Origin of the sequence: Paraburkholderia sp. GAS333, assembly GCF_050435665.1 — a bacterium.
GTDB classification, from domain to species: Bacteria; Pseudomonadota; Gammaproteobacteria; order Burkholderiales; family Burkholderiaceae; genus Paraburkholderia; species Paraburkholderia fungorum_A.
Genome location: NZ_JBNDKS010000001.1, coordinates 612295 through 631705 on the forward strand (window position 1 = coordinate 612295; position 19411 = coordinate 631705).

General features: G+C 61.7%; 17 protein-coding genes and 1 tRNA gene. 14 read left to right on the forward strand and 4 right to left on the reverse strand.

Annotation, left to right across the window (positions count from 1 at the left end; genetic code table 11):
• The first annotated feature begins 2 nt into the window (after positions 1–2).
• From ABH945_RS02850 to nagZ, 11 genes are all read left to right on the forward strand, one after another.
• Complete coding sequence (locus tag ABH945_RS02850; RefSeq protein WP_429249654.1) at positions 3–1046, forward strand: MucB/RseB C-terminal domain-containing protein; 1044 nt, start codon at positions 3–5, stop codon at positions 1044–1046.
• Between the two features lie 36 nt (positions 1047–1082).
• Positions 1083–2603, forward strand: a complete 1521-nt coding sequence (locus tag ABH945_RS02855) for a DegQ family serine endoprotease (RefSeq protein ID WP_429249655.1) — start codon at positions 1083–1085, stop codon at positions 2601–2603.
• Positions 2600–2863: a glutaredoxin family protein gene (locus tag ABH945_RS02860; RefSeq protein WP_429249656.1), complete on the forward strand. Its 264-nt coding sequence runs from the start codon at positions 2600–2602 to the stop codon at positions 2861–2863. The genes ABH945_RS02855 and ABH945_RS02860 overlap by 4 nt, the downstream gene beginning before the upstream one ends.
• Positions 2864–3066: 203 nt before the next feature.
• Positions 3067–4860 (forward strand): translation elongation factor 4, encoded by a 1794-nt coding sequence (lepA, locus tag ABH945_RS02865; RefSeq protein WP_074764923.1) that lies wholly within the window; start codon positions 3067–3069, stop codon positions 4858–4860.
• An 18-nt stretch (positions 4861–4878) separates the two neighbouring features.
• The gene (gene lepB / locus ABH945_RS02870; RefSeq protein ID WP_074764921.1) at positions 4879–5772 is read left to right on the forward strand and encodes a signal peptidase I; all 894 of its coding nucleotides are present in this window, start codon (positions 4879–4881) and stop codon (positions 5770–5772) included.
• Positions 5773–5946: 174 nt separating this feature from the next.
• Positions 5947–7140, forward strand: coding sequence for a ribonuclease III (gene rnc / locus ABH945_RS02875; protein ID WP_429249657.1), 1194 nt, complete (start codon positions 5947–5949; stop codon positions 7138–7140).
• A 54-nt stretch (positions 7141–7194) separates the two neighbouring features.
• The gene (era, locus tag ABH945_RS02880) at positions 7195–8094 is read left to right on the forward strand and encodes a GTPase Era (protein ID WP_074764917.1); all 900 of its coding nucleotides are present in this window, start codon (positions 7195–7197) and stop codon (positions 8092–8094) included.
• Positions 8081–8989 (forward strand): DNA repair protein RecO, encoded by a 909-nt coding sequence (gene recO / locus ABH945_RS02885; protein ID WP_074764915.1) that lies wholly within the window; start codon positions 8081–8083, stop codon positions 8987–8989. Before era ends, recO begins: the two co-directional genes overlap by 14 nt.
• Positions 8986–9750: a pyridoxine 5'-phosphate synthase gene (gene pdxJ, locus ABH945_RS02890; protein WP_429249658.1), complete on the forward strand. Its 765-nt coding sequence runs from the start codon at positions 8986–8988 to the stop codon at positions 9748–9750. The genes recO and pdxJ overlap by 4 nt, the downstream gene beginning before the upstream one ends.
• 16 nt (positions 9751–9766) lie before the next feature.
• Positions 9767–10219: a holo-ACP synthase gene (gene acpS / locus ABH945_RS02895; protein ID WP_074764910.1), complete on the forward strand. Its 453-nt coding sequence runs from the start codon at positions 9767–9769 to the stop codon at positions 10217–10219.
• A 69-nt stretch (positions 10220–10288) separates the two neighbouring features.
• Positions 10289–11317 carry a beta-N-acetylhexosaminidase gene (nagZ, locus tag ABH945_RS02900; RefSeq protein ID WP_429249659.1) on the forward strand — a complete coding sequence of 343 codons (1029 nt, stop codon included), beginning with the start codon at positions 10289–10291 and terminating at the stop codon, positions 11315–11317.
• Positions 11318–11425: 108 nt separating this feature from the next.
• On the opposite strand, the gene ABH945_RS02905 is transcribed toward nagZ, so the two are convergent.
• The 4 genes from ABH945_RS02905 to earP all read right to left on the reverse strand — a co-directional run bounded on the left by ABH945_RS02905 (position 11426) and on the right by earP (position 15855).
• A complete protein-coding gene (locus tag ABH945_RS02905) occupies positions 11426–12808 on the reverse strand; it encodes a sigma-54-dependent transcriptional regulator (protein ID WP_429249660.1) in 1383 nt (460 codons plus the stop codon).
• 340 nt (positions 12809–13148) lie between these two features.
• A complete protein-coding gene (locus ABH945_RS02910; protein ID WP_074764904.1) occupies positions 13149–13355 on the reverse strand; it encodes a CsbD family protein in 207 nt (68 codons plus the stop codon).
• A gap of 290 nt (positions 13356–13645) precedes the next feature.
• Positions 13646–14203 (reverse strand): elongation factor P, encoded by a 558-nt coding sequence (efp, locus tag ABH945_RS02915; RefSeq protein WP_074764902.1) that lies wholly within the window; start codon positions 14201–14203, stop codon positions 13646–13648.
• 437 nt (positions 14204–14640) lie between these two features.
• Positions 14641–15855 carry an elongation factor P maturation arginine rhamnosyltransferase EarP gene (gene earP / locus ABH945_RS02920; protein WP_429249661.1) on the reverse strand — a complete coding sequence of 405 codons (1215 nt, stop codon included), beginning with the start codon at positions 15853–15855 and terminating at the stop codon, positions 14641–14643.
• Positions 15856–16006: 151 nt separating this feature from the next.
• Here earP and uvrC point away from each other — a divergent pair, with 151 nt between their 5' ends.
• The 3 genes from uvrC to ABH945_RS02935 all read left to right on the forward strand — a co-directional run bounded on the left by uvrC (position 16007) and on the right by ABH945_RS02935 (position 19380).
• Positions 16007–18190: an excinuclease ABC subunit UvrC gene (gene uvrC, locus ABH945_RS02925; RefSeq protein ID WP_429249662.1), complete on the forward strand. Its 2184-nt coding sequence runs from the start codon at positions 16007–16009 to the stop codon at positions 18188–18190.
• Between the two features lie 270 nt (positions 18191–18460).
• Positions 18461–19054, forward strand: a complete 594-nt coding sequence (pgsA, locus tag ABH945_RS02930; RefSeq protein ID WP_201644975.1) for a CDP-diacylglycerol--glycerol-3-phosphate 3-phosphatidyltransferase — start codon at positions 18461–18463, stop codon at positions 19052–19054.
• A 250-nt stretch (positions 19055–19304) separates the two neighbouring features.
• Positions 19305–19380: transfer RNA gene (locus ABH945_RS02935), tRNA-Gly, on the forward strand.
• The last annotated feature ends 31 nt before the right edge of the window (positions 19381–19411 follow it).

Here is a 19411-nt window from a genome sequence, read left to right on the forward strand (position 1 = left end):
TGATGCAGACTCCGCGGTTGAATAAAACGACTATCTGGGGGCGGTTGCCGGCATTCCTGTTCTGCGCAGCCGTATTGATGTCCGCCACACCGCGGGTATTCGCACAAACCGACGATCCGCTCGTCGCCCGTCGCACGGCCGCGGATCTGCTCGATCGGATCCATCAGGCCGCGCAGCAGCAGAACTACGAGGGCGCGTTCGTCTATCAGCGGGGTAATTTCGTTCAGACCTCGCGAATCGCGCACTATTCGACCCGTTCGGATGGAGAATTCGAGCAGCTCGAAAGCCTCGACGGCAAGCCGCGCAAAATGCTGCGTCATAACGACGATCTCTACACGTTCGTGCCTGAACGGCATTTGCTTGTAGTCGAGAAGCGTCAGAACAAAGACTCGTTCCCCGCGTTGCTCGCAGTCAGTGGCGAGCAGGTGCTTTCTGTTTACGAGCCGAAACTGCTGGGTGACGACCGCGTGGCGGGCGTCGACAGCCAGGTAATCGAACTCGATCCGAAAGACGGCTATCGATTCGCTCACAAACTGTGGGCAGACAAGAAGACGGGCCTGTTGCTCCGCACGCAGACTCTCGACGCCGACGGGCAAGTGCTCGAACAACTGTCGTTTTCGCAAATCAGCATTGGCGTGCCGGTCGACAAGGCGGGCATTATCAATGGCATTCGTAACACGGTGGGCTGGACGGTGGTGCGTCCGCCGATCGAACCGATCGATATGGCCGCGCAAGGCTGGCAGATCAATCCCACGGTTCCGGGTTTTCGTATGATCCGTCAGTTGCGCCGTCCAATGGCCGCGCGCGAAGCGGGGCAGCCGACCATCCCGGTCGACCAGGCGGTCTTTTCCGATGGTCTGGCGGCGATTTCGGTGTTCGTTGAGCCGGTCGAGAACAATACGCGCAAGGAAGGCGCGGGCAGCACCGGCGCGACGCACGTGCTGGTCAAGCGTCGGGGCGACTTCTGGATTACTCTGCTGGGTGAAGTGCCCCAGAGCACATTGCAGCAATTCGCGTCTGCCATAGAATACAAAGCTCCGAAGTAATCCCTCCGAATCCTGAATCCCTCGGCTCGCTACGATATGACGACTTTCTCGGTGCGTAAATTCCTCGCTGCCGCAATGGTGGCGGCGTGTTTGCCGCTCGTACCGCATACGGCGTCGGCGGCTTCCGCTGCCAATCTGCCCGACTTCACTGACCTCGTCGACAAGGTGGGTCCTGCTGTCGTCAACATTCGCACGACCACTCGTGTGTCGAGCGGTGGCACTACCCGCGGCGGCTTGCCGCCGGGCATGGACGACGGCGATATGTCGGAGTTTTTCCGGCGCTTTTTCGGCATTCCGTTGCCGCAGTCGCCGCAATCTCCGGGCGCGCCGCGTGGCGGGGACAACGGCGACAACGGCGGTAGTGGCGGCAGCCAGGACGCACCGGATAACAGTGATCCTGAACAGAACAGTGGCGTCGGTTCAGGCTTCATCCTGTCGGCGGACGGTTACGTGATGACCAACGCGCACGTCGTCGACGACGCGGACACCATCTATGTCACGCTGACCGACAAGCGCGAGTTCAAGGCAAAGCTGATCGGCGTGGACGACCGCACCGACGTCGCCGTCGTGAAGATCAGCGCGGCCAATTTGCCGACTATCACCATCGGCGATTCGAACAAGGTTCGTGTGGGCGAGTGGGTGGTCGCGATCGGTTCGCCGTTCGGGCTCGAGAATACGGTGACGGCCGGGATCGTCAGCGCCAAGGGGCGTGACACGGGCGACTATTTGCCGTTTATCCAGACTGACGTGGCCGTCAATCCGGGCAATTCGGGTGGCCCGCTGATCAACATGCAGGGCGAGGTGATCGGCATCAACTCGCAGATTTACAGCCGTACCGGCGGTTTCATGGGCATTTCCTTCGCGATTCCGATCGACGAGGCGATGCGTGTGGCCGATCAGTTGAAGAATTCTGGCAAGGTCGTGCGTGGCCGTATCGCGGTGGCGATCGGCGAAGTCACGAAGGACGTGGCTGACTCGCTCGGTCTGCCGAAGGCGCAGGGCGCGCTGGTCAGCAGCGTCGAACCGGGTGGCCCGGCGGATAAGGCTGGCGTGCAACCGGGCGACATCATCCTGAAGTTCAACGGCCATTCGGTCGACACGGCCACGGATCTGCCGCGCATGGTTGGCGATACGAAGCCGGGCACGAAGTCGACGATCACGATCTGGCGCAAGGGTCAGACTCGCGATTTGCCGGTTACGATTGCCGAAATGCAGCCGGACAAGGCGGCCAAGACGGACCAGAAAAAGCCGCAAGCGCCGAAGCAGCGTGCCACGAACGTGCTGGGTGTGGCCGTTAGCGACATTCCGGCTGATCAGATGAAAGCGCTGAAGCTCCACAACGGCGTGCAGATCGATGCCGTGGACGGTCAGGCGGCGCGTGTCGGGCTGCAAAAGGGCGACATTATTCTGCGAGTGGGCGACACGGACATCACGAGCGCGAAGCAGTTCGACGACCTGAGTTCGCATCTCGATCCGCAGAAGATGGTCGCGCTGCTGGTTCGTCGCGGCGACAACACGCAGTTCGTGCCGATTCGTCCGCGCAGCGCCCAGAAATGACAGAAACGGCACCGCTCACGCTCTACGGGCGCGCGTGGTGCCATCTTTGTGAAGACATGCGCGCCGCGCTCGAGCCTTTGCTGGTTGAGTTCGACGCGCAGGTGATCGTTGTCGACGTCGACGCGGATCCGTTACTGGAAGCCCGTTATAACGAATTGGTGCCGGTTCTGGTCTGCGACGGCGTCGAACTTTGTCACTATCACCTCGACGTCGCGCGGGTTCGCAGTGCACTGGCCGCGCGTGTTGCAGTGGCGCCCTGACACCGCTCAGGACTTCAAACGGCGCGAAAATGCGTGCCGTTCTTATCAGGTTTCATGTCTCTCCTGAGCCGTCTTTTCCGCCCGGTCTTCGCAAGATGCGCCGGGCGATGGCCTTTTCGGCTAAAATAGATAGGTTTTTCACCTACTTACAAGGCGTGCTCCGCTATTGTCCGAGCGCGCCTTTTTTGCTTGATCGGCACTGAATGGATCATATTCGTAACTTCTCGATCATCGCGCACATCGACCATGGCAAGTCGACGCTCGCCGATCGCATCATCCAGATTTGCGGTGGCTTGTCCGACCGCGAGATGGAAGCCCAAGTGCTTGACTCGATGGATCTCGAGCGCGAGCGCGGCATCACCATCAAGGCACAGACCGCCGCATTGACGTACCGTGCCCGTGATGGGCAGGTCTACAACCTGAACATGATCGACACGCCGGGCCACGTCGACTTCTCGTACGAAGTCAGCCGCTCGCTGTCCGCATGCGAAGGCGCGTTGCTGGTTGTCGACGCGAGCCAGGGCGTGGAGGCGCAAACCGTCGCCAACTGCTACACGGCAATCGAACTCGGTGTCGACGTGATTCCGGTGCTCAACAAAATCGACCTGCCGGCCGCGAACCCCGAAAACGCGATTGCCGAAATCGAAGACGTGATTGGCATCGACGCTACCGACGCGACGCATTGCAGCGCGAAGACCGGTTTGGGCGTCGAAGATGTCATCGAGGCGTTGATCGCGAAAGTGCCGCCGCCAAAGGGTGATCCGGAAGCGCCGCTGCAGGCTTTGATCATCGATTCATGGTTCGACAACTACGTCGGTGTTGTGATGCTGGTGCGTATTGTCAACGGCACGCTCCGTCCGAAGGACAAGATCCGCATGATGGCGACCGGCGCGCAATATCCGGTCGAACACATCGGCGTGTTCACGCCGAAGTCCAGAAATCTTGAATCGTTGTCGGCCGGGCAGGTGGGCTTTATCATCGCCGGCATCAAGGAACTGGCTGCCGCGAAGGTGGGAGACACGGTCACGCTGGTGAACCGGCCCGCGGCCGAGCCGCTGCCTGGCTTCAAGGAAGTGAAGCCGCAGGTGTTTGCCGGTCTCTATCCGGTTGAGGCTAACCAGTACGACGCGCTTCGTGATTCGCTCGAAAAGCTGAAGCTGAACGACGCTTCGCTGCAATACGAGCCGGAAGTTTCCCAGGCGCTCGGTTTTGGTTTCCGGTGCGGCTTCCTTGGCTTGTTGCATATGGAGATCGTGCAGGAACGTCTCGAACGCGAGTTCGACATGGACCTGATCACGACGGCCCCGACCGTGGTGTATGAAGTCCTGCTGCGAGACGGCACGATTCTCATGGTCGAAAATCCGGCCAAGATGCCGGAGCCACCGAAGATCGAAGAGGTGCGCGAGCCGATCGTCACGGTGAATCTGTACATGCCGCAAGACTACGTCGGTGCCGTGATCACGTTGTGTACGCAAAAGCGCGGCAACCAGATCAACATGCAGTACCACGGCCGTCAGGTTCAACTGACGTACGAAATTCCGATGGGCGAAGTTGTGCTCGATTTCTTCGATCGTCTGAAGTCGATCTCGCGTGGTTACGCGTCGATGGACTACGAGTTCAAGGAGTATCGTGCGGCCGACGTCGTGAAGGTCGACATGCTGATCAACGGCGACAAGGTCGACGCGTTGTCGGTGATCGTGCACCGTTCGCAAAGCCAGTATCGGGGCCGCGAAGTGGCGGCGAAAATGCGCGAGCTGATTCCGCGTCAAATGTACGACGTCGCGATTCAGGCCACCATCGGTGCGAACATTATCGCGCGCGAGAACATTAAAGCGTTGCGTAAGAACGTGCTGGCAAAATGCTACGGCGGCGATATTTCACGTAAGAAGAAGCTGCTGGAAAAGCAAAAGGCAGGCAAGAAGCGAATGAAGCAGGTGGGCTCGGTCGAGATTCCACAAGAAGCTTTCCTCGCGATTCTGCGTGTCGAAGACAAATAAGTTGAATAACGGAACCCTATGAATTTTGCGCTGATTCTTTTTGTGCTCGTCATTTTGACGGGCGTCGCATGGGTCGCGGACAAACTGGTTTTCCTGCCAAAACGGCGCCGCGCGGCGGAAGCCGCAGTCGCCGAGTTCGACCGTCAGCAAGCACGTATCGGCGAGCGTTTCGCCGACGAAAACGCAGCGCAAACGCGGGCTCGTCTGCGTGACGACAAGCTGCGTCAACCGTGGTGGCTCGAGTATTCGGCGAGCTTTTTCCCGGTGATTCTGGTGGTGTTCGTGGTGCGCTCGTTTGTGGTCGAGCCGTTCAAGATCCCGTCCGGTTCGATGGTGCCGACGCTGCTGGTCGGCGACTTCATCCTCGTCAATAAATTCGAATACGGTATTCGTTTGCCGATCACGAATACGAAGATCACGGAAGGCAGCCCGCTCAAACGTGGCGACGTGGTCGTGTTCCGTTATCCGAAAGACGAATCGGTCGACTACATCAAGCGCGTGATCGGTTTGCCGGGCGACGTGGTCGCCTATCAGGACAAGCAACTCACGATCAACGGCAAGCCGGTGCCCGAAACGCCGCTGCCCGATTATCTCGACGACGAACGCATGGGTTATGCGAAGCAGTTCGAAGAAGATCTCGACGGCCGCAAGAACGCGATTCTGAATAATCCTGCAGTGCCGCCGTTCATCGTGGGCGCCGAAGATTATCCGTATCGCGACAACTGCACGTACAACGCACGCGGTGTGATCTGCAAAGTGCCGCCGGGCAATTACTTCATGATGGGCGACAACCGCGATAACAGCGCGGACAGCCGTTACTGGGGTTTTGCACCAGACCGCAATATCGTCGGCCGCGCGTTTTTCATCTGGATGAACTTTAGCGATCTGAAGCGCATCGGCACGTTCCACTGAGTCGTCGCGCACCGATTGCCCCACACGCCGCGCGGTGAACCGATCATCGGTCACATCAGTCGCGGCGTGTTATCACGCCACTTTAAGAAGTCGCGGTAACGTCGCTTCACCACGCTTTTTCCGCAGGTCGCCCGGCGTTTTCGCCGGGTCAGGCGCCCGCGTTATACTCTGCCCATGCCCCTATCTCCGTTGGAAAGCCGTTTGCGCTACGAATTTCGCAATGCGGAATTGTTGCGCCAGGCTTTAACGCACCGCAGTCATAGCTCCACGCATAACGAACGGCTCGAGTTTCTCGGCGACTCCGTTCTAAATTGCGCGGTGGCTGCGCTTTTGTTCCAACGTTTCAGCAAGCTGGACGAGGGCGATCTGTCGCGCGTCCGTGCCAATCTGGTCAAACAGCAGTCGCTTTACGAAATCGCTCAGGCCCTGAATATTTCTGAGGGCTTGCGGCTTGGCGAAGGCGAGTTGCGCAGCGGCGGTTTCCGCCGTCCGTCAATTCTTGCCGACACGCTCGAGGCCGTGCTGGGCGCGGTGTTCCTCGATGGCGGCTTCGACGCCGCGCAGACGGTCATCAAGCGTTTGTACGTGCCGATTCTCGATCACATCGACCCGCGTACGCTCGGCAAGGACGCGAAGACGTTGTTGCAGGAGTATCTGCAAGGTCACAAGATCGCACTGCCTACCTACACGGTGGTGGCGACGCATGGTGCGGCGCACAATCAACAGTTCGAAGTCGAATGCACGGTGCCGAAGCTGGACGTAAAGGTGTCCGGTTCCGGCGCGAGCCGTCGCGCGGCGGAGCAGGCTGCCGCCAAGAAAGCGCTCGACGATGTGATGGCCGCGGCGCCCGCCCTGGTTACCAAATCCAAGCGTTCGAAGAGTGCGCGTGCGGCGAAAAATGCCGAACCCGAGATCGTTCCAGGCGTCACCGGCGTGCAGGCCGCGCTGGATTTGCGCACGCCCGATCGCAAAAGCGAACGTGCTGAGCGGGCCGCCGCACGCGGTGAGCCGCGCGCAAACGCTGCGACGGCCGCAACCGAAGCCGCCGCCGAGCGCTCCACGTTGACGGTCATAGGCGCACCTTTGGCCGTGATCCGTGCCGCTCATGTCGAATACAGCGGGCAGGACAAAGCCGAGAAGCTTGAGAAACCGGAGAGAGCAGGCTCCCACGCAAGCGACAAACCCGCTGAAGCCAAAGCCGAAATCAAGGCCGAAACTGCATCCCCGCGCGGCGCAGACAAGCCCCGCGGCCGTGAAGCTACAACATCCGGTGCGGCCGTATCCACGCCGGGCGCACCGGCACCAGCCGAACACGAACCCGGCGTAGCCGACGCGGTGCAAACGCGCGTCGCCGACGCGGGCCATTGATTGCCATCGGCGCGCTATTTCCGCGTGTCGATCTGAACTTGCCGTAGCCCGAATATGAACGCTCCCACTCCCACTGATTTTCGCTGCGGCATGGTCGCGATCGTCGGCCGCCCTAATGTCGGCAAGTCCACGCTGATGAATGCGCTGGTCGGCCAGAAAGTCAGTATCACGTCGCGCAAGGCGCAGACCACGCGCCACCGCATCACCGGCATTCATACGCTCGAAGATGCGCAGTACATCTTCGTCGACACGCCCGGTTTCCAGACCAAGCACAGCGGCGCGCTGAACCGTTCGTTGAATCGCGCGGTCACGTCCACGCTGACCTCGGTGGATGCGATCCTGTTCGTGATCGAAGCCGGCCGTTTCGGCGCGGACGATCAGAAAGTGCTCGACCTGATTCCACCGTCGGTCCCCACGCTGCTGATCGCGAACAAGCTCGATCGCGTGTCGGATAAAGCTTCGTTGTTCCCGTTCATGCAGCAGGTCAGTGCGCTGCACAAGTTCAGCGAGATCGTGCCGCTGTCGGCGAAAAACATCGACGACATCAAGCGTCTGATGGCGACCGTCAAGCCGTTCCTGCCGGAAGGCTCGCCGATCTACGGCGAAGACGATCTGACTGATCGCAGCGAGCGCTTCCTTGCCGCTGAAATCCTGCGCGAAAAGGTGTTCCGCTGGACCGGCGACGAGCTGCCGTACACGAGCACCGTGCTGATCGACAAGTTCGAAACCGAAGGCCGTCTGCGTCGCATTTTCGCGACCATCATGGTCGAGCGCGACACGCACAAGGCGATGATCATCGGGCAGAAGGGCGCGAAGCTGAAGCAGATCAGCACCGAAGCGCGCCTGGATATGGAAAAGCTGTTCGACGGCCCCGTGTATCTGGAAACCTTCATCAAGGTGAAGAGCGGTTGGGCCGACAACGAAGCCGGGCTCCGTGCGTATGGGTACGAATGACGCGTGGATGACGCTGAATTCCGACGCAGCCCCGGACGACCAGGAGCCGGCCGCGCCGGCTCGCGAGCCATCGTCCAAACCGGCTCGTAGCATCAAAAAAACTTCCAGCAAAAGCGCGTCCGCCGGCGAAGGCGAGGCGCGCAAATCACCGACACCCCGCGCGCCGCGCACTTCCGCCTCCATCTACAAGATCGCGGAGCAACCCGCGTTCGTTCTGCATAGCTATCCGTACCGCGAGACCAGTCTGATCATCGACGTGCTGTCGCGTGATCACGGCCGCATTGCGCTGGTCGCGAAGGGCGCGAAGCGTCCTCACTCCGCGCTGAGAGGCGTGTTGCAGACCTTCCAGCCGCTCGCGTTGTCGTGGTCGGGCAAGTCCGAAATGCGCACGCTGACGGGCGCCGAATGGGTCGGCGGCATGTTGCCTTTGACAGGCGGCGCGCTGCTCTGCGGCTTCTATGTCAACGAACTGCTGGTCAAGTTCTGCGCGCGCGAAGACCCGCATCCGCAGCTATTTCACCACTACGTTGTCACGATGACGCGTCTCGCGCACGACGAACCGCCCGTGCAGGTGCTGCGTTCGTTCGAGCGCGTGCTGCTGCGCGAAACCGGCTACGCAATGGCGCTCGATCGAACCGTCGCGCGTAGGGCCGTGGTGGCCGAAGGCCGCTATGTGTTCGATCCCGAGCGTGGCGTGCGCGAAGCGTCCGACGAGTGGCCTTTGCAATGGCCGGTGATTTCGGGGCAAACCTTGCTCGATATGGAACAGGACGATTACCATCGAGCGCAGACCGTGGCGCAAAGCAAAACGCTGATGCGCTTCCTGCTCAACACCTACCTTGGCGGCACGCCGCTCGCGACGCGCCAGATCCTGATCGACTTGCAGAACTTATGAGCTTCTTTCTTACGTCGCCGAATGTGATTGACCTGGGCGTGAACATCGATCACGTCGCCACGCTGCGCAACGCGCGCGGCACGTCTTATCCCGATCCGATCCGCGCAGCCTTGATGGCCGAAGAGGCCGGCGCGGATGTCATCACGCTACATTTGCGCGAAGACCGCCGTCATATCGTCGACGCCGATGTGCGCAAGCTGCGTCCGTTGCTGAAGACGCGGATGAATCTGGAATGCGCTGTCACGCAGGAGATGCTCGACATCGCGTGCGAAGTGCAGCCGCACGACGTTTGCCTCGTGCCGGAAAAGCGCCAGGAGTTGACGACCGAAGGCGGTCTCGACGTCGCCGGTCAGTTCGAAGCCGTGCGTGCCGCGTGCAAACAACTCGCCGACGCGAACTCGCGCGTCTCGCTGTTCATCGACCCGGAAGAGACGCAGATTCGTGCAGCGCACGAAGCGGGAGCGCCGGTGGTCGAGTTGCACACGGGCCGTTACGCGGAGGCCCACGATCCCGCCGAACAGCAACGTGAATTCGAGCGCGTGGTGCGTGCGGTCGAATTCGGTGCGACGCTCGGCATCAAGGTCAACGCGGGCCACGGCCTGCACTACACCAACGTGCAGCAGATCGCGGCGATCGACGGCATTGTCGAGTTGAACATCGGCCATGCGATCGTCGCGCACGCGATCTTCGCGGGCTGGGAAAACGCGGTGCGCGAGATGAAGGCGATCATGGTCGCCGCGCGTCTCGGCGCGCGCGCCTAAGCCCGGCGGCTTGCATATGGCGATCTACGGCATCGGTACCGACATCGTTCAGGTCAGCCGCGTGGCCGCGGTGATGACCCGCACCAACGGCCGTTTCGCCGAGAAAGTGCTCGGCCCGGACGAACTTCGCGTCTATCACGCGCGCACGGCCCGCTCGGCTGCGCGCGGTCTCGCGTTCCTCGCCACGCGGTTCTCGGCGAAGGAAGCGTTCTCGAAAGCGATCGGCCTCGGCATGCGCTGGCCGATGACCTGGCGCGCGCTGCAAACGCTGAACAAGCCGAGCGGCGAGCCGATGGTGGTCGCATCGGGCGAGCTGGCCGAATGGCTCGACGCGCGCGGCATCACGGCGCGCGTAACGATTAGCGACGAGCGCGATTACGCGGTGTCGTTCGTGATTGCGGAGACCGGGCAAGCGGGCGATAAGGCCGGCACACCGAGTCTTCCGAACGCTTCGGCCGCCATCGAATAACCCTTCTCTGAACGCGGCCCATGCAGGTCGCGTCTCTTCCTGTTCCAAGCTTTTTTCTGGCGAAATCCGATGAAAATCATTCCCGGACCGGTGATGCTCGACGTGGTCGGCAAAACGCTGAACGACGACGACAAGCGCCGCCTTGCCCATCCGATGACCGGCGGTGTGATCCTGTTCGCGCGCCACTATGAGAGCCGCGAGCAACTGATTGCGCTGACCGATTCGATCCGCGCGATTCGCGACGATCTGCTGATCGCCGTCGATCACGAAGGCGGCCGCGTGCAACGTTTTCGTACGGACGGCTTCACGGTGCTGCCGTCGATGGGCAAGCTCGGCGCGCTGTGGGACCGCGACGTTCTGCACGCCACGAAGGTGACGACGGCGGTCGGCTATATCCTCGCGACGGAATTGCGCGCGTGCGGGATCGACCTGAGCTTTACGCCGGTGCTCGACCTGAATTACGGGCAGTCGCAGGTGATCGGCGACCGGTCGTTCCACAGCGATCCGCGCGTGGTGACTTTGCTGGCCAAGAGTCTCAATCACGGCCTCGCGCTGGCCGGCATGAGCAATTGCGGCAAGCACTTTCCGGGGCATGGTTTCGCGCACGCGGACTCGCACGTCGCGATGCCGGTCGACGATCGTTCACTCGAAGCAATCATGCGTGACGACGTGGCGCCGTATGACTGGCTCGGTTTGTCGCTGGGTGCTGTGCTGCCCGCGCACGTGGTTTATCCGCAGGTCGATTCGAAGCCGGCGGGTTTCTCGCGGATCTGGCTGCAGGACATTCTGCGCAAGAAGCTGCGCTTCGAAGGCGCGATTTTCAGCGACGATCTGTCGATGGAAGCCGCGCGTCAGGGCGGCACGCTGACCGAGGGCGCGACCGCCGCGTTGCAGGCCGGCTGCGACATGGTGTTGATCTGTAATCAGCCGGATGAAGCGGAGAAGGTGCTGGATGCGTTGCGATTCACGCAGTCGAAGGAATCGCGGCGGCGCATCGAGCGGATGCGGCCGCGCGGCAAGGCGCTGAAGTGGAGCAAGCTGGTTGCTGATCCGCAGTATCTGGACGCGCAGTCTTTGCTGCGTAGTGTGTTTGCTTGAGCCTGGCTTTGTTTGTCCCTTTGCGGGCCACTTCAGCAAAATAAAAAACGGCGCCTTGATTCGATCAAGGCGCCGTTTTTCGTTAGCCGGTGCTGATTAAGCGCCGACTCAGTTCAACCTCATCCGCTGAAGCTTGTTGTACAGCGTCTTCGGACTGATGCCCAGCAGGGACGCCGCCCGATGCCGCGTACCGCCGACTGCGTCGAGCGTCGCGCGAATCAGCATTTCTTCGACGTCCGCGAGCGGCGTGCCGACCGTGACCTGCACGCGGCTGCCGTTCAGATCGCGACCGTTCGGCGAGCCTGCGTCGTCGGCGCGCAACGATTCCAGCACGTCGCCCGACGCGTGATAGGCCCGCCGCACGCGCTCCTGCAATTCGCGCACATTGCCCGGCCATTCGTAGGCGAGACATTCGCGCAGGAAGTTCGGCCCAACCTGCTTCGCGCCCTCGGACGCGCCATGTGCAGCGGCCTCGCGATTCAATTCGTCGACCATCGCCTGAGCGATCAGCGCCGGATCTTCGCCGCGTTCGCGCAGCGGCGGCAACGTCACCGCAGCCGCTTCGAGGCGCAACGCCAGATCCTCCATCAGACTGCCGTCGGCCACGGCGGCGCGCGGCGACTTGCGAGTCGACGCGATCAGGCGGAAATCCGTCGCCACCTGGTTCGTGCCGCCGACCCGCATGAAGGTCTGCGAATCGAGCGCGCGGAGCAGCGCTTCCTGCTGCGCATGCGGCAATTCGGCGATTTCGTCGATAAATAGCGTACCGCCGCTGGCCTGTTCGAACAGACCGGGTTCGCGATGCTCGGCGCCGTTGAACGCACCGCGTTCGTGGCCGAGTAACAGGCTCTCCAGTGAGCGTTGCGCGCCGCCGTTTGCCGTGCCCCGGCAATCCAGCGTAACGAACGGGCCTTTGCGACGGCGGCTCATGTCGTGCAGCGTGCGCGCCGCGATCTGCTTGCCCGTGCCGGGTTCGCCGGAAATCAGCACAGCAGCTTCGGTCGGCGCAATATGTTCGATCGTGTCGTAGACGTGCTGGACCGCGCCGCTGCGGCCAAGCATCGAACCGAATCGGCCCAGCTGACGCAGCGATGCACGCAGCGTCTGCACTTCTTCGGTCAGTTCGTACGGACGCGGAATGCGTGCGAGCAGACTGCGCAGGCGCGGAATGTTGACCGGCTTGAGCAGGTAGTCCCAGATGCCGTGCCGCAAGCCCTCGATGGCGCTTTCGACGGTGGCATTACCGGTCATCACGATCACCGGCAACGCGCCGCCGGGAGGATGCGCCGGCAGGTGCTGCAACAGGTCGAGTCCGCTGCCATCCGGCAGATTCAGGTCGACCAGTACGACGTCGGGGATAAAGCGCGTCAGCGCCGCGCGAGCCTCGGCAATCGTGGTCGCGGTATCGACGGAAAAGCCGTCGGCCGAGAGGATGGCGGACAGGCCTGACAGGCTATTAGGATCGTCTTCAACAATCAGGGCGTGTGGCATGGCGAGCGCTATTTTGTAGATGGATGGAATGCCTGGGGCACCGTAGCAGCAGGGATTCACTTGCTGGCTGGCGCGCGCCCGGGCGCGATGGCTGGCCGATGTGGTCGAACGACGCGTCGCGCGGCCAGCGTTCGCCTGTGCAACCCGCAAGTAACGGGGCGGCAGGCGGAAGCACGGCGTCAGGCATCCAGTGATGCCGGGTGCGACGGATGGCGATTCGACTCACGTAACTCTGGTCCTTGGATTTTCTGGGCTTGGCAAGTACTCGCCCCTCCGGTGCTGTCTCGTATCTGACTGGCATGGCGGGGCGTTTGCGGTTTTGCGGTTCCTCACCGGTTAGTCAGAAATCCCGGTTGCTGTCGAAAAAGCGGCGCACTTCGTGTTCTGCCTCTTCGCGGGTCTTGCCGTAACGTTCCTGAATCAGCCCCGCAAGTTTGTCCGCGCGACCTTCGGCCTTGGTGAGCTCGTCGTCCGTCAATTCGCCCCATGCCGTCTTCGCTTTACCGACCATCTGCTTCCACTTGCCTTCAGCAATATCGTTATTCATGGTTCTCTCCCAAAGTGAAGAAAATATTCCATATGGCTTCCCTTCAATTCGAGCATGAACCATGCCAACGCAATTTGCTTAGAATTATCAACGGTTTGTCCGATGAGTCATGGGAAGTTTGCGAACATGGGATGGCAAATTCTGGACAGCCGCCGGTAAAGTTTTCCTCAACCATACACGGCGGCACAAAAAAGAAAAAGCGCCCAATTTGGGCGCTTTTTTTTGGATTTATTTCTCAGCGGCGGCGTTGCGCCGAAGCTGGTTTCATCTAGCGGACTTTGACGCGCAAATTATGCGCGGCTGCGGTACTCGTGGGTACGCGTGTCGATTTCGATCTTGTCGCCGATGTTGCAGAAGAGCGGCACTTGCAGTTCGAAACCGGTGGTCAGCTTGGCGTTCTTCAGAACCTTGCCCGACGACGTATCGCCCTTGACAGCCGGTTCCGTGTAGATGATTTCGCGGACCAGCGTGGTCGGCAGTTCGACCGAAATCGCTTTCTCGTTGTAGAACACGACTTCGCAAGCCATGCCGTCTTCGAGGTAATGGAGGGCGTCGCCCATCATTTCGCCTTCGACTTCGAACTGGTTGTAGTCGGCGTCCATGAACACGTACATCGGGTCGGCGAAGTACGAGTACGTCACTTCCTTGCGTTCCAGCACGACGACGTCGAACTTGTCGTCAGCCTTGTACACGCTTTCCATGCCTGCGCCGGTCAGCAGGTTCTTGAACTTCATCTTGACGACGGCGGAGTTACGGCCCGATTTGTTGTATTCGGCCTTTTGCACGACCATTGCGTCTGCGCCGATCATCACGACGTTGCCGGTGCGGAGTTCCTGTGCGGTCTTCATAAAAAACTGTCCTGTACGAAATGAGTAGCTTCAACTGTTGCTCAACGGCATACGGCGCAAGCGGCTTCGGCGCTTCGTTCACTGGATACCGCGCCGCATGCGAGCGGTGCGGTGAACCGTAAGTGTGAGAAGCGTGGCCGGCTTGCTGCGAGGACCGGTAGCGAGGCCGCAGCCCCATGAGTTCCACCGATCCCAGACAATCCGTTACCTGCTTTTACCCGGTGCGGGCGTGTACACGAGTGGCGCCGATCCACAACATACGTCCCTTTTTTGACATTTCCGCCATGCCACCGAAGCTGAGCGACGCGGCTTGGCGACATGTCTTGCATCTTTCGATGCCGTGCGGCCCATGAGGCCGATGAAAAAGGCCTGACGGTTTGACTAGGTGCGTTGTTCTGATCGGGCCGCGCTTGCGTCGTCGGCCGTTGGATAACCGCTTATTTTAACTGAGTTTTTGCGAACAAGGCCAGATTTCCAGCGAGGTCGCCGACTTGGGCGAGTTCGCCGGCCCATTCGGCTGCGCGCTGCGTTAGCGCCGGCTGGTAGCGCTGGAATTCGGCCCAGTCGGGGCGGCCGGCGCCGTTCCACGCGTGCCAGAAGCGGGCCAGCGCTTCGCGGGCGTCGTCGGGCAAGGTGCGGGCGTAGTGGGCGAGCGCGGCGTCGAGCTTGGGCAGATGGGCGTCGTCGGCTTGCGGATAGATGTGCCAGACGAATGGTTTCTCGGCCCACTGGGCGCGGACAAACGAGTCTTCGCCACGCACGAAATTGACGTCGCTCGCCCACAGCAGCGCGTCGTAGCCGGGTTGATCGGTGAAGGCGAGAGCATGCGCGCGCAGGCTGCCGAGTGTCGAGTGCGAGCCTGCGGCAAACGACGGCAGTCCGAAAAAGCGCGCCACCGCGCCGGATATGCGGCCTTCCGGCACCAGCAGGACGACCGGGGACGCGCTGTCGCGCCATTGTTCGAGCAGGCTGTCGACGGCGAGGTTTTCGTAGGCAAACAGCGAGATCACGGTCGTGCCGGCGGCCGGCGGCGCGTGGCCGGTGGTGTCGAGCCACCACGCTTCGCGGGCTGCCGGGGATGCCTCGAAGGCCTCGCGCGCTGCGTCGAGCTGCGGTTCCTTCAGGACGCCGCCCGTGCCTGGGCCGAGTCCCGGGAAAAAGAACGTCTTGATCAACGAATAGCGGGGATGCGGCGAAGGCCGCAGATGAAAGTCCGCGACCCAATCCTCGGCACTCAGATATTCGAGGTTGAGCCACACCGGCGCGCGCTCGCGCTGGGCCATCGCGGCGACATAGATGGACGGCAGTTCGCAGGCGAAAGCTTCGATCACCACGTCGGCTACCTCGACCGTATCGCCCGCATGCGACGGCTCGTGCCAGTGCTCGACGACGATTCCGTCGACCGTCTGCCGGGCGCGATCCAGCGCGAGCGCCGGGCACAGTTTCTGGAACGAATGCAGATCGTCGACGAACACGCGCACCTGCCAGCGGTGTTCGTCCGCGAGTTGGCGGGCGAGCCGCCAGCACACGCCGATATCGCCGAAATTGTCGATGACCGCGCAGAAGATGTCGCAGGAAATCGCCGCGGACGGCGCGGCGGGTTGTTCGGGGACTTGTTCGCTGGCGGGGGAGGCGGGAGAGGCTGAGGACATGGCGGCCTGAGGGACGGGGTTCGAACGCGCGCGGAATGTTCTAAACTGGCGATTCTAAAGCCTTCGTTCACGATTGCGCGCGCCGGTCCGATTCGCGCGCGGCACGCAGAGCGAGGCCTCGCGAGACTGTCCCCACCCCAATCGATCCTGCATGACCGAACCCGAAGCCATCGACGCTTTCGAGCCCAAAAAGGTGCTCGCCCAACTGCCGCATCTGCCCGGCGTCTATCGTTATTACGATATGCACGGCGCAGTGCTTTACGTGGGCAAGGCGCGCGATCTCAAGAAGCGCGTGTCCAGCTACTTCACGAAAACGCAACTGTCGCCGCGCATCGCGATGATGGTGACGCGCATCGCAAAAATTGAGACCACGGTCACGCGCTCTGAGGCAGAGGCGCTGCTGCTTGAGAACAATCTGATCAAGGCGCTCACGCCGCGTTACAACATCCTGTTCCGCGACGACAAGTCTTATCCATATCTGAAGCTGACCGGGCACAAGTTTCCGCGTATGGCCTACTACCGGGGCTCGGTGGATCGGAAGAACCAGTATTTTGGGCCGTTTCCAAGTGCGTGGGCGGTGCGCGAGAGCATCCAGATCCTGCAGCGCGTGTTCCAGTTGCGGACCTGCGAAGACTCCGTGTTCAACAACCGCACGCGGCCTTGTCTGCTGCATCAGATCGGACGCTGCACCGCGCCGTGCGTCGCGTTGATCAACGAGGAAGACTACGCGCGCGATGTGTCCAATGCGTCGCGATTTCTGCTCGGCCGGCAAGGCGAAGTGATGAAGGAACTCGAGCAGAAAATGCACGCGTTCGCGAGCGAGCTGAAGTTCGAGCAGGCGGCGGCGGTGCGTAACCAGATGAGTTCGCTGTCGACGGTGCTGCATCAGCAGGCAATCGAAGTGGGCAGCGATAGCGACGTCGACATCCTGGCGGTGGTCGCGCTCGGTGGCCGCGTCTGCGTGAATCTCGCCATGGTGCGCGGCGGGCGGCATCTGGGCGACAAGGCGTATTTTCCCGCGCATGTGGAAAGCGCGTTGACCGCGGACGAGGGCGGGCTCGATGACGAAACAAATGCGGCGGTGGGTGGCGGCGCGAGTGGCGACACGCAAGTGGCGGGCGAGGCCGATGCGCTGATGCTCGCGCAAGAGCTGCCGCCTGAGGATGACGAGGGCGACGACGCGGAGTCAGTCTTTAGCGCCGAAGACGCCGAAGCCACTGAAACCGCCGAAGAACCCGACGCCGAAAATCCCCAGCCCGCCCAACCTCGCAAAGGCCGCGCATCCGGTGGAATCGAATCGGAAGTCCTCGAAGCGTTCATCGCCCAGCACTACCTCGGCAACCGCGTTCCGCCCGTGCTGGTGGTCAGCCATGCGCCGGCCACGCGCGAACTGGTCGACGTGCTGATCGAGCAGGCCGGCCACAAGGTGACCGTGTTGCGTCAGCCGCAAGGACAACGGCGCGCGTGGCTCTCGATGGCCGAACAGAATGCGCGGCTCGCGCTGGCTCGCCTGCTGTCGGAGCAAGGCTCGCAGCAGGCCCGTACGCGCGCGCTCACCGACACGCTCGGCATGGAATGCGACGACCTCGCGCATCTGCGCATCGAGTGTTTCGACATCAGTCACACGATGGGCGAGGCGACGCAGGCGTCGTGCGTGGTGTATCACCATCACAAGATGCAGTCGTCGGAGTACCGGCGCTACAACATCACGGGCATCACGCCGGGCGACGATTACGCGGCGATGCGCCAGGTTCTCACGCGCCGTTACGAGAAGATGGTCGCGCAAGCCGCAGCGAATGCCGCCGACGAAGCCGCCGAGCTGCAAGGCGACGCGGCCGCCGACCCGGCGCAAGCGTCCGATGCCGCCGAACCCGTCGCGGCGGGCGGCATCCTGCCGACCATCGTGTTGATCGACGGCGGTAAGGGGCAGGTGGAAATCGCGCGCCAGGTGTTCACGGAGCTGGGGCTTGATACCGGCATGCTGGTCGGCGTCGCGAAAGGCGAGGGGCGCAAGGTCGGCCTCGAAACGCTGATTTTCGCCGACGGCCGTGCGGCGCTCGAACTCGGCAAGGAAAGCGCCGCGCTGATGCTGGTCGCGCAGATTCGCGACGAGGCGCACCGTTTCGCGATCACCGGCATGCGCGCGAAGCGCGGCAAGACGCGTCAGACATCGCGGCTCGAGGAACTCGAGGGCGTGGGGGCGAAGCGGCGTCAACGATTGCTCGCGCGGTTTGGCGGATTGCGTGGCGTGGTCGCGGCGAGCGTCGAGGATCTGGCGAGTGTCGAAGGGATTTCGCAAGCGCTCGCCGAGCAGATTTACCGGCAGTTGCATTAGGCGAAGGCTGGCCGGGTGGCGCGTCGAGGGTGGCTGTGCTGAAGAGCGCGGGCGGCAGGCGTGGGAGCGAGGCACGCGGTTGCCGAAGCGGACTGCGGTTGTCACTCATTGCCGCTCACGGCTCCCTTCCAGCCCGCACGCGCGCCCCCAAATAACCGTCATCCAGCCCTCGGAATCCCGTACCCACCAAGCCCCGCCCGCCGCTTTGCTTGTGGCAGGCCTTGTGACACGGCACAATTGCATCTCCCTCGCCAGACGTTGCGCCTGCCCATGCCGTTCAATTTCCCGATTTTCCTGACTTGGCTGCGGATCGTTCTGATTCCGCTGGTCGTCGGTGTGTTCTATCTGCCGGACATGATGATGAGCCCCGCGCACCGCAATCTCGCGGCCGCGACGATCTTCATCCTGGCGGCGCTCACCGACTGGTTCGACGGCTTTCTGGCCCGCAAATGGAATCAGACCTCGGCGTTCGGCGCGTTCCTCGATCCGGTCGCCGACAAACTGATGGTGACCGCTGCGTTGCTTGTACTCGTGCAACTCGCGCGAATCGACTCGGCTATCGCGCTGGTGATCGTCGGACGCGAAATCGCAATTTCCGCGTTGCGCGAGTGGATGGCGCAGATCGGCGCATCGAAGAGTGTCGCGGTGAATTCGCTCGGCAAGCTCAAGACCGTCTGCCAGATGGTGGCGATTCCGATGCTGCTGTTCTACGGGCCGTTGCCGTTCGGCGCCGGCGTATCCGTCGACACCCGTGTGTGGGGCCTGTGGCTCATCTATCTCGCTGCGTTCCTGACGATCTGGTCGATGCTGTACTACATGAAGCTCGCGTGGCCGCAAATCCGTGAACGGGGCGGGGTCGCCTGAGTTTTAATCGCGGCGGGAACGGTTGTTGAGGGTGAGCGAAGAGGGCGCAGAAGTTCGCCCAAACGGGGCAGGAGTACGAGTCAAAAATTTTATTTAAAAAAGATTCGCAAAGGGGGTTGACGCTTTTCGGTCGTTTCTCCATAATCTCGTTTCTCCGATGCACGCAGTTTGAAGCGACGGAGCAGAAGCAAGACGGTTGCTGCAAATTGGCAGCAGTAACCAGCAGGATAGGTGGTGCAAGCAGCACAATGCGGGAGTAGCTCAGTTGGTAGAGCGCAACCTTGCCAAGGTTGAGGTCGCGAGTTCGAGCCTCGTCTCCCGCTCCAGATTTTTGAAGCACCGCGTTGTTTGGCTCAG

Bases quoted from the DNA above. Each gene is read 5' to 3' on its own strand.
- ABH945_RS02850 (WP_429249654.1), top strand. From the start codon at position 3: ATGCAGACTCCGCGGTTGAATAAAACGACTATCTGGGGGCGGTTGCCG.
- ABH945_RS02855 (WP_429249655.1), top strand. From the start codon at position 1,083: ATGACGACTTTCTCGGTGCGTAAATTCCTCGCTGCCGCAATGGTGGCG.
- ABH945_RS02860 (WP_429249656.1), top strand. From the start codon at position 2,600: ATGACAGAAACGGCACCGCTCACGCTCTACGGGCGCGCGTGGTGCCAT.
- lepA (WP_074764923.1), top strand. From the start codon at position 3,067: ATGGATCATATTCGTAACTTCTCGATCATCGCGCACATCGACCATGGC.
- lepB (WP_074764921.1), top strand. From the start codon at position 4,879: ATGAATTTTGCGCTGATTCTTTTTGTGCTCGTCATTTTGACGGGCGTC.
- rnc (WP_429249657.1), top strand. From the start codon at position 5,947: ATGCCCCTATCTCCGTTGGAAAGCCGTTTGCGCTACGAATTTCGCAAT.
- era (WP_074764917.1), top strand. From the start codon at position 7,195: ATGAACGCTCCCACTCCCACTGATTTTCGCTGCGGCATGGTCGCGATC.
- recO (WP_074764915.1), top strand. From the start codon at position 8,081: ATGGGTACGAATGACGCGTGGATGACGCTGAATTCCGACGCAGCCCCG.
- pdxJ (WP_429249658.1), top strand. From the start codon at position 8,986: ATGAGCTTCTTTCTTACGTCGCCGAATGTGATTGACCTGGGCGTGAAC.
- acpS (WP_074764910.1), top strand. From the start codon at position 9,767: ATGGCGATCTACGGCATCGGTACCGACATCGTTCAGGTCAGCCGCGTG.
- nagZ (WP_429249659.1), top strand. From the start codon at position 10,289: ATGAAAATCATTCCCGGACCGGTGATGCTCGACGTGGTCGGCAAAACG.
- ABH945_RS02905 (WP_429249660.1), bottom strand. From the start codon at position 12,808: ATGCCACACGCCCTGATTGTTGAAGACGATCCTAATAGCCTGTCAGGC.
- ABH945_RS02910 (WP_074764904.1), bottom strand. From the start codon at position 13,355: ATGAATAACGATATTGCTGAAGGCAAGTGGAAGCAGATGGTCGGTAAA.
- efp (WP_074764902.1), bottom strand. From the start codon at position 14,203: ATGAAGACCGCACAGGAACTCCGCACCGGCAACGTCGTGATGATCGGC.
- earP (WP_429249661.1), bottom strand. From the start codon at position 15,855: ATGTCCTCAGCCTCTCCCGCCTCCCCCGCCAGCGAACAAGTCCCCGAA.
- uvrC (WP_429249662.1), top strand. From the start codon at position 16,007: ATGACCGAACCCGAAGCCATCGACGCTTTCGAGCCCAAAAAGGTGCTC.
- pgsA (WP_201644975.1), top strand. From the start codon at position 18,461: ATGCCGTTCAATTTCCCGATTTTCCTGACTTGGCTGCGGATCGTTCTG.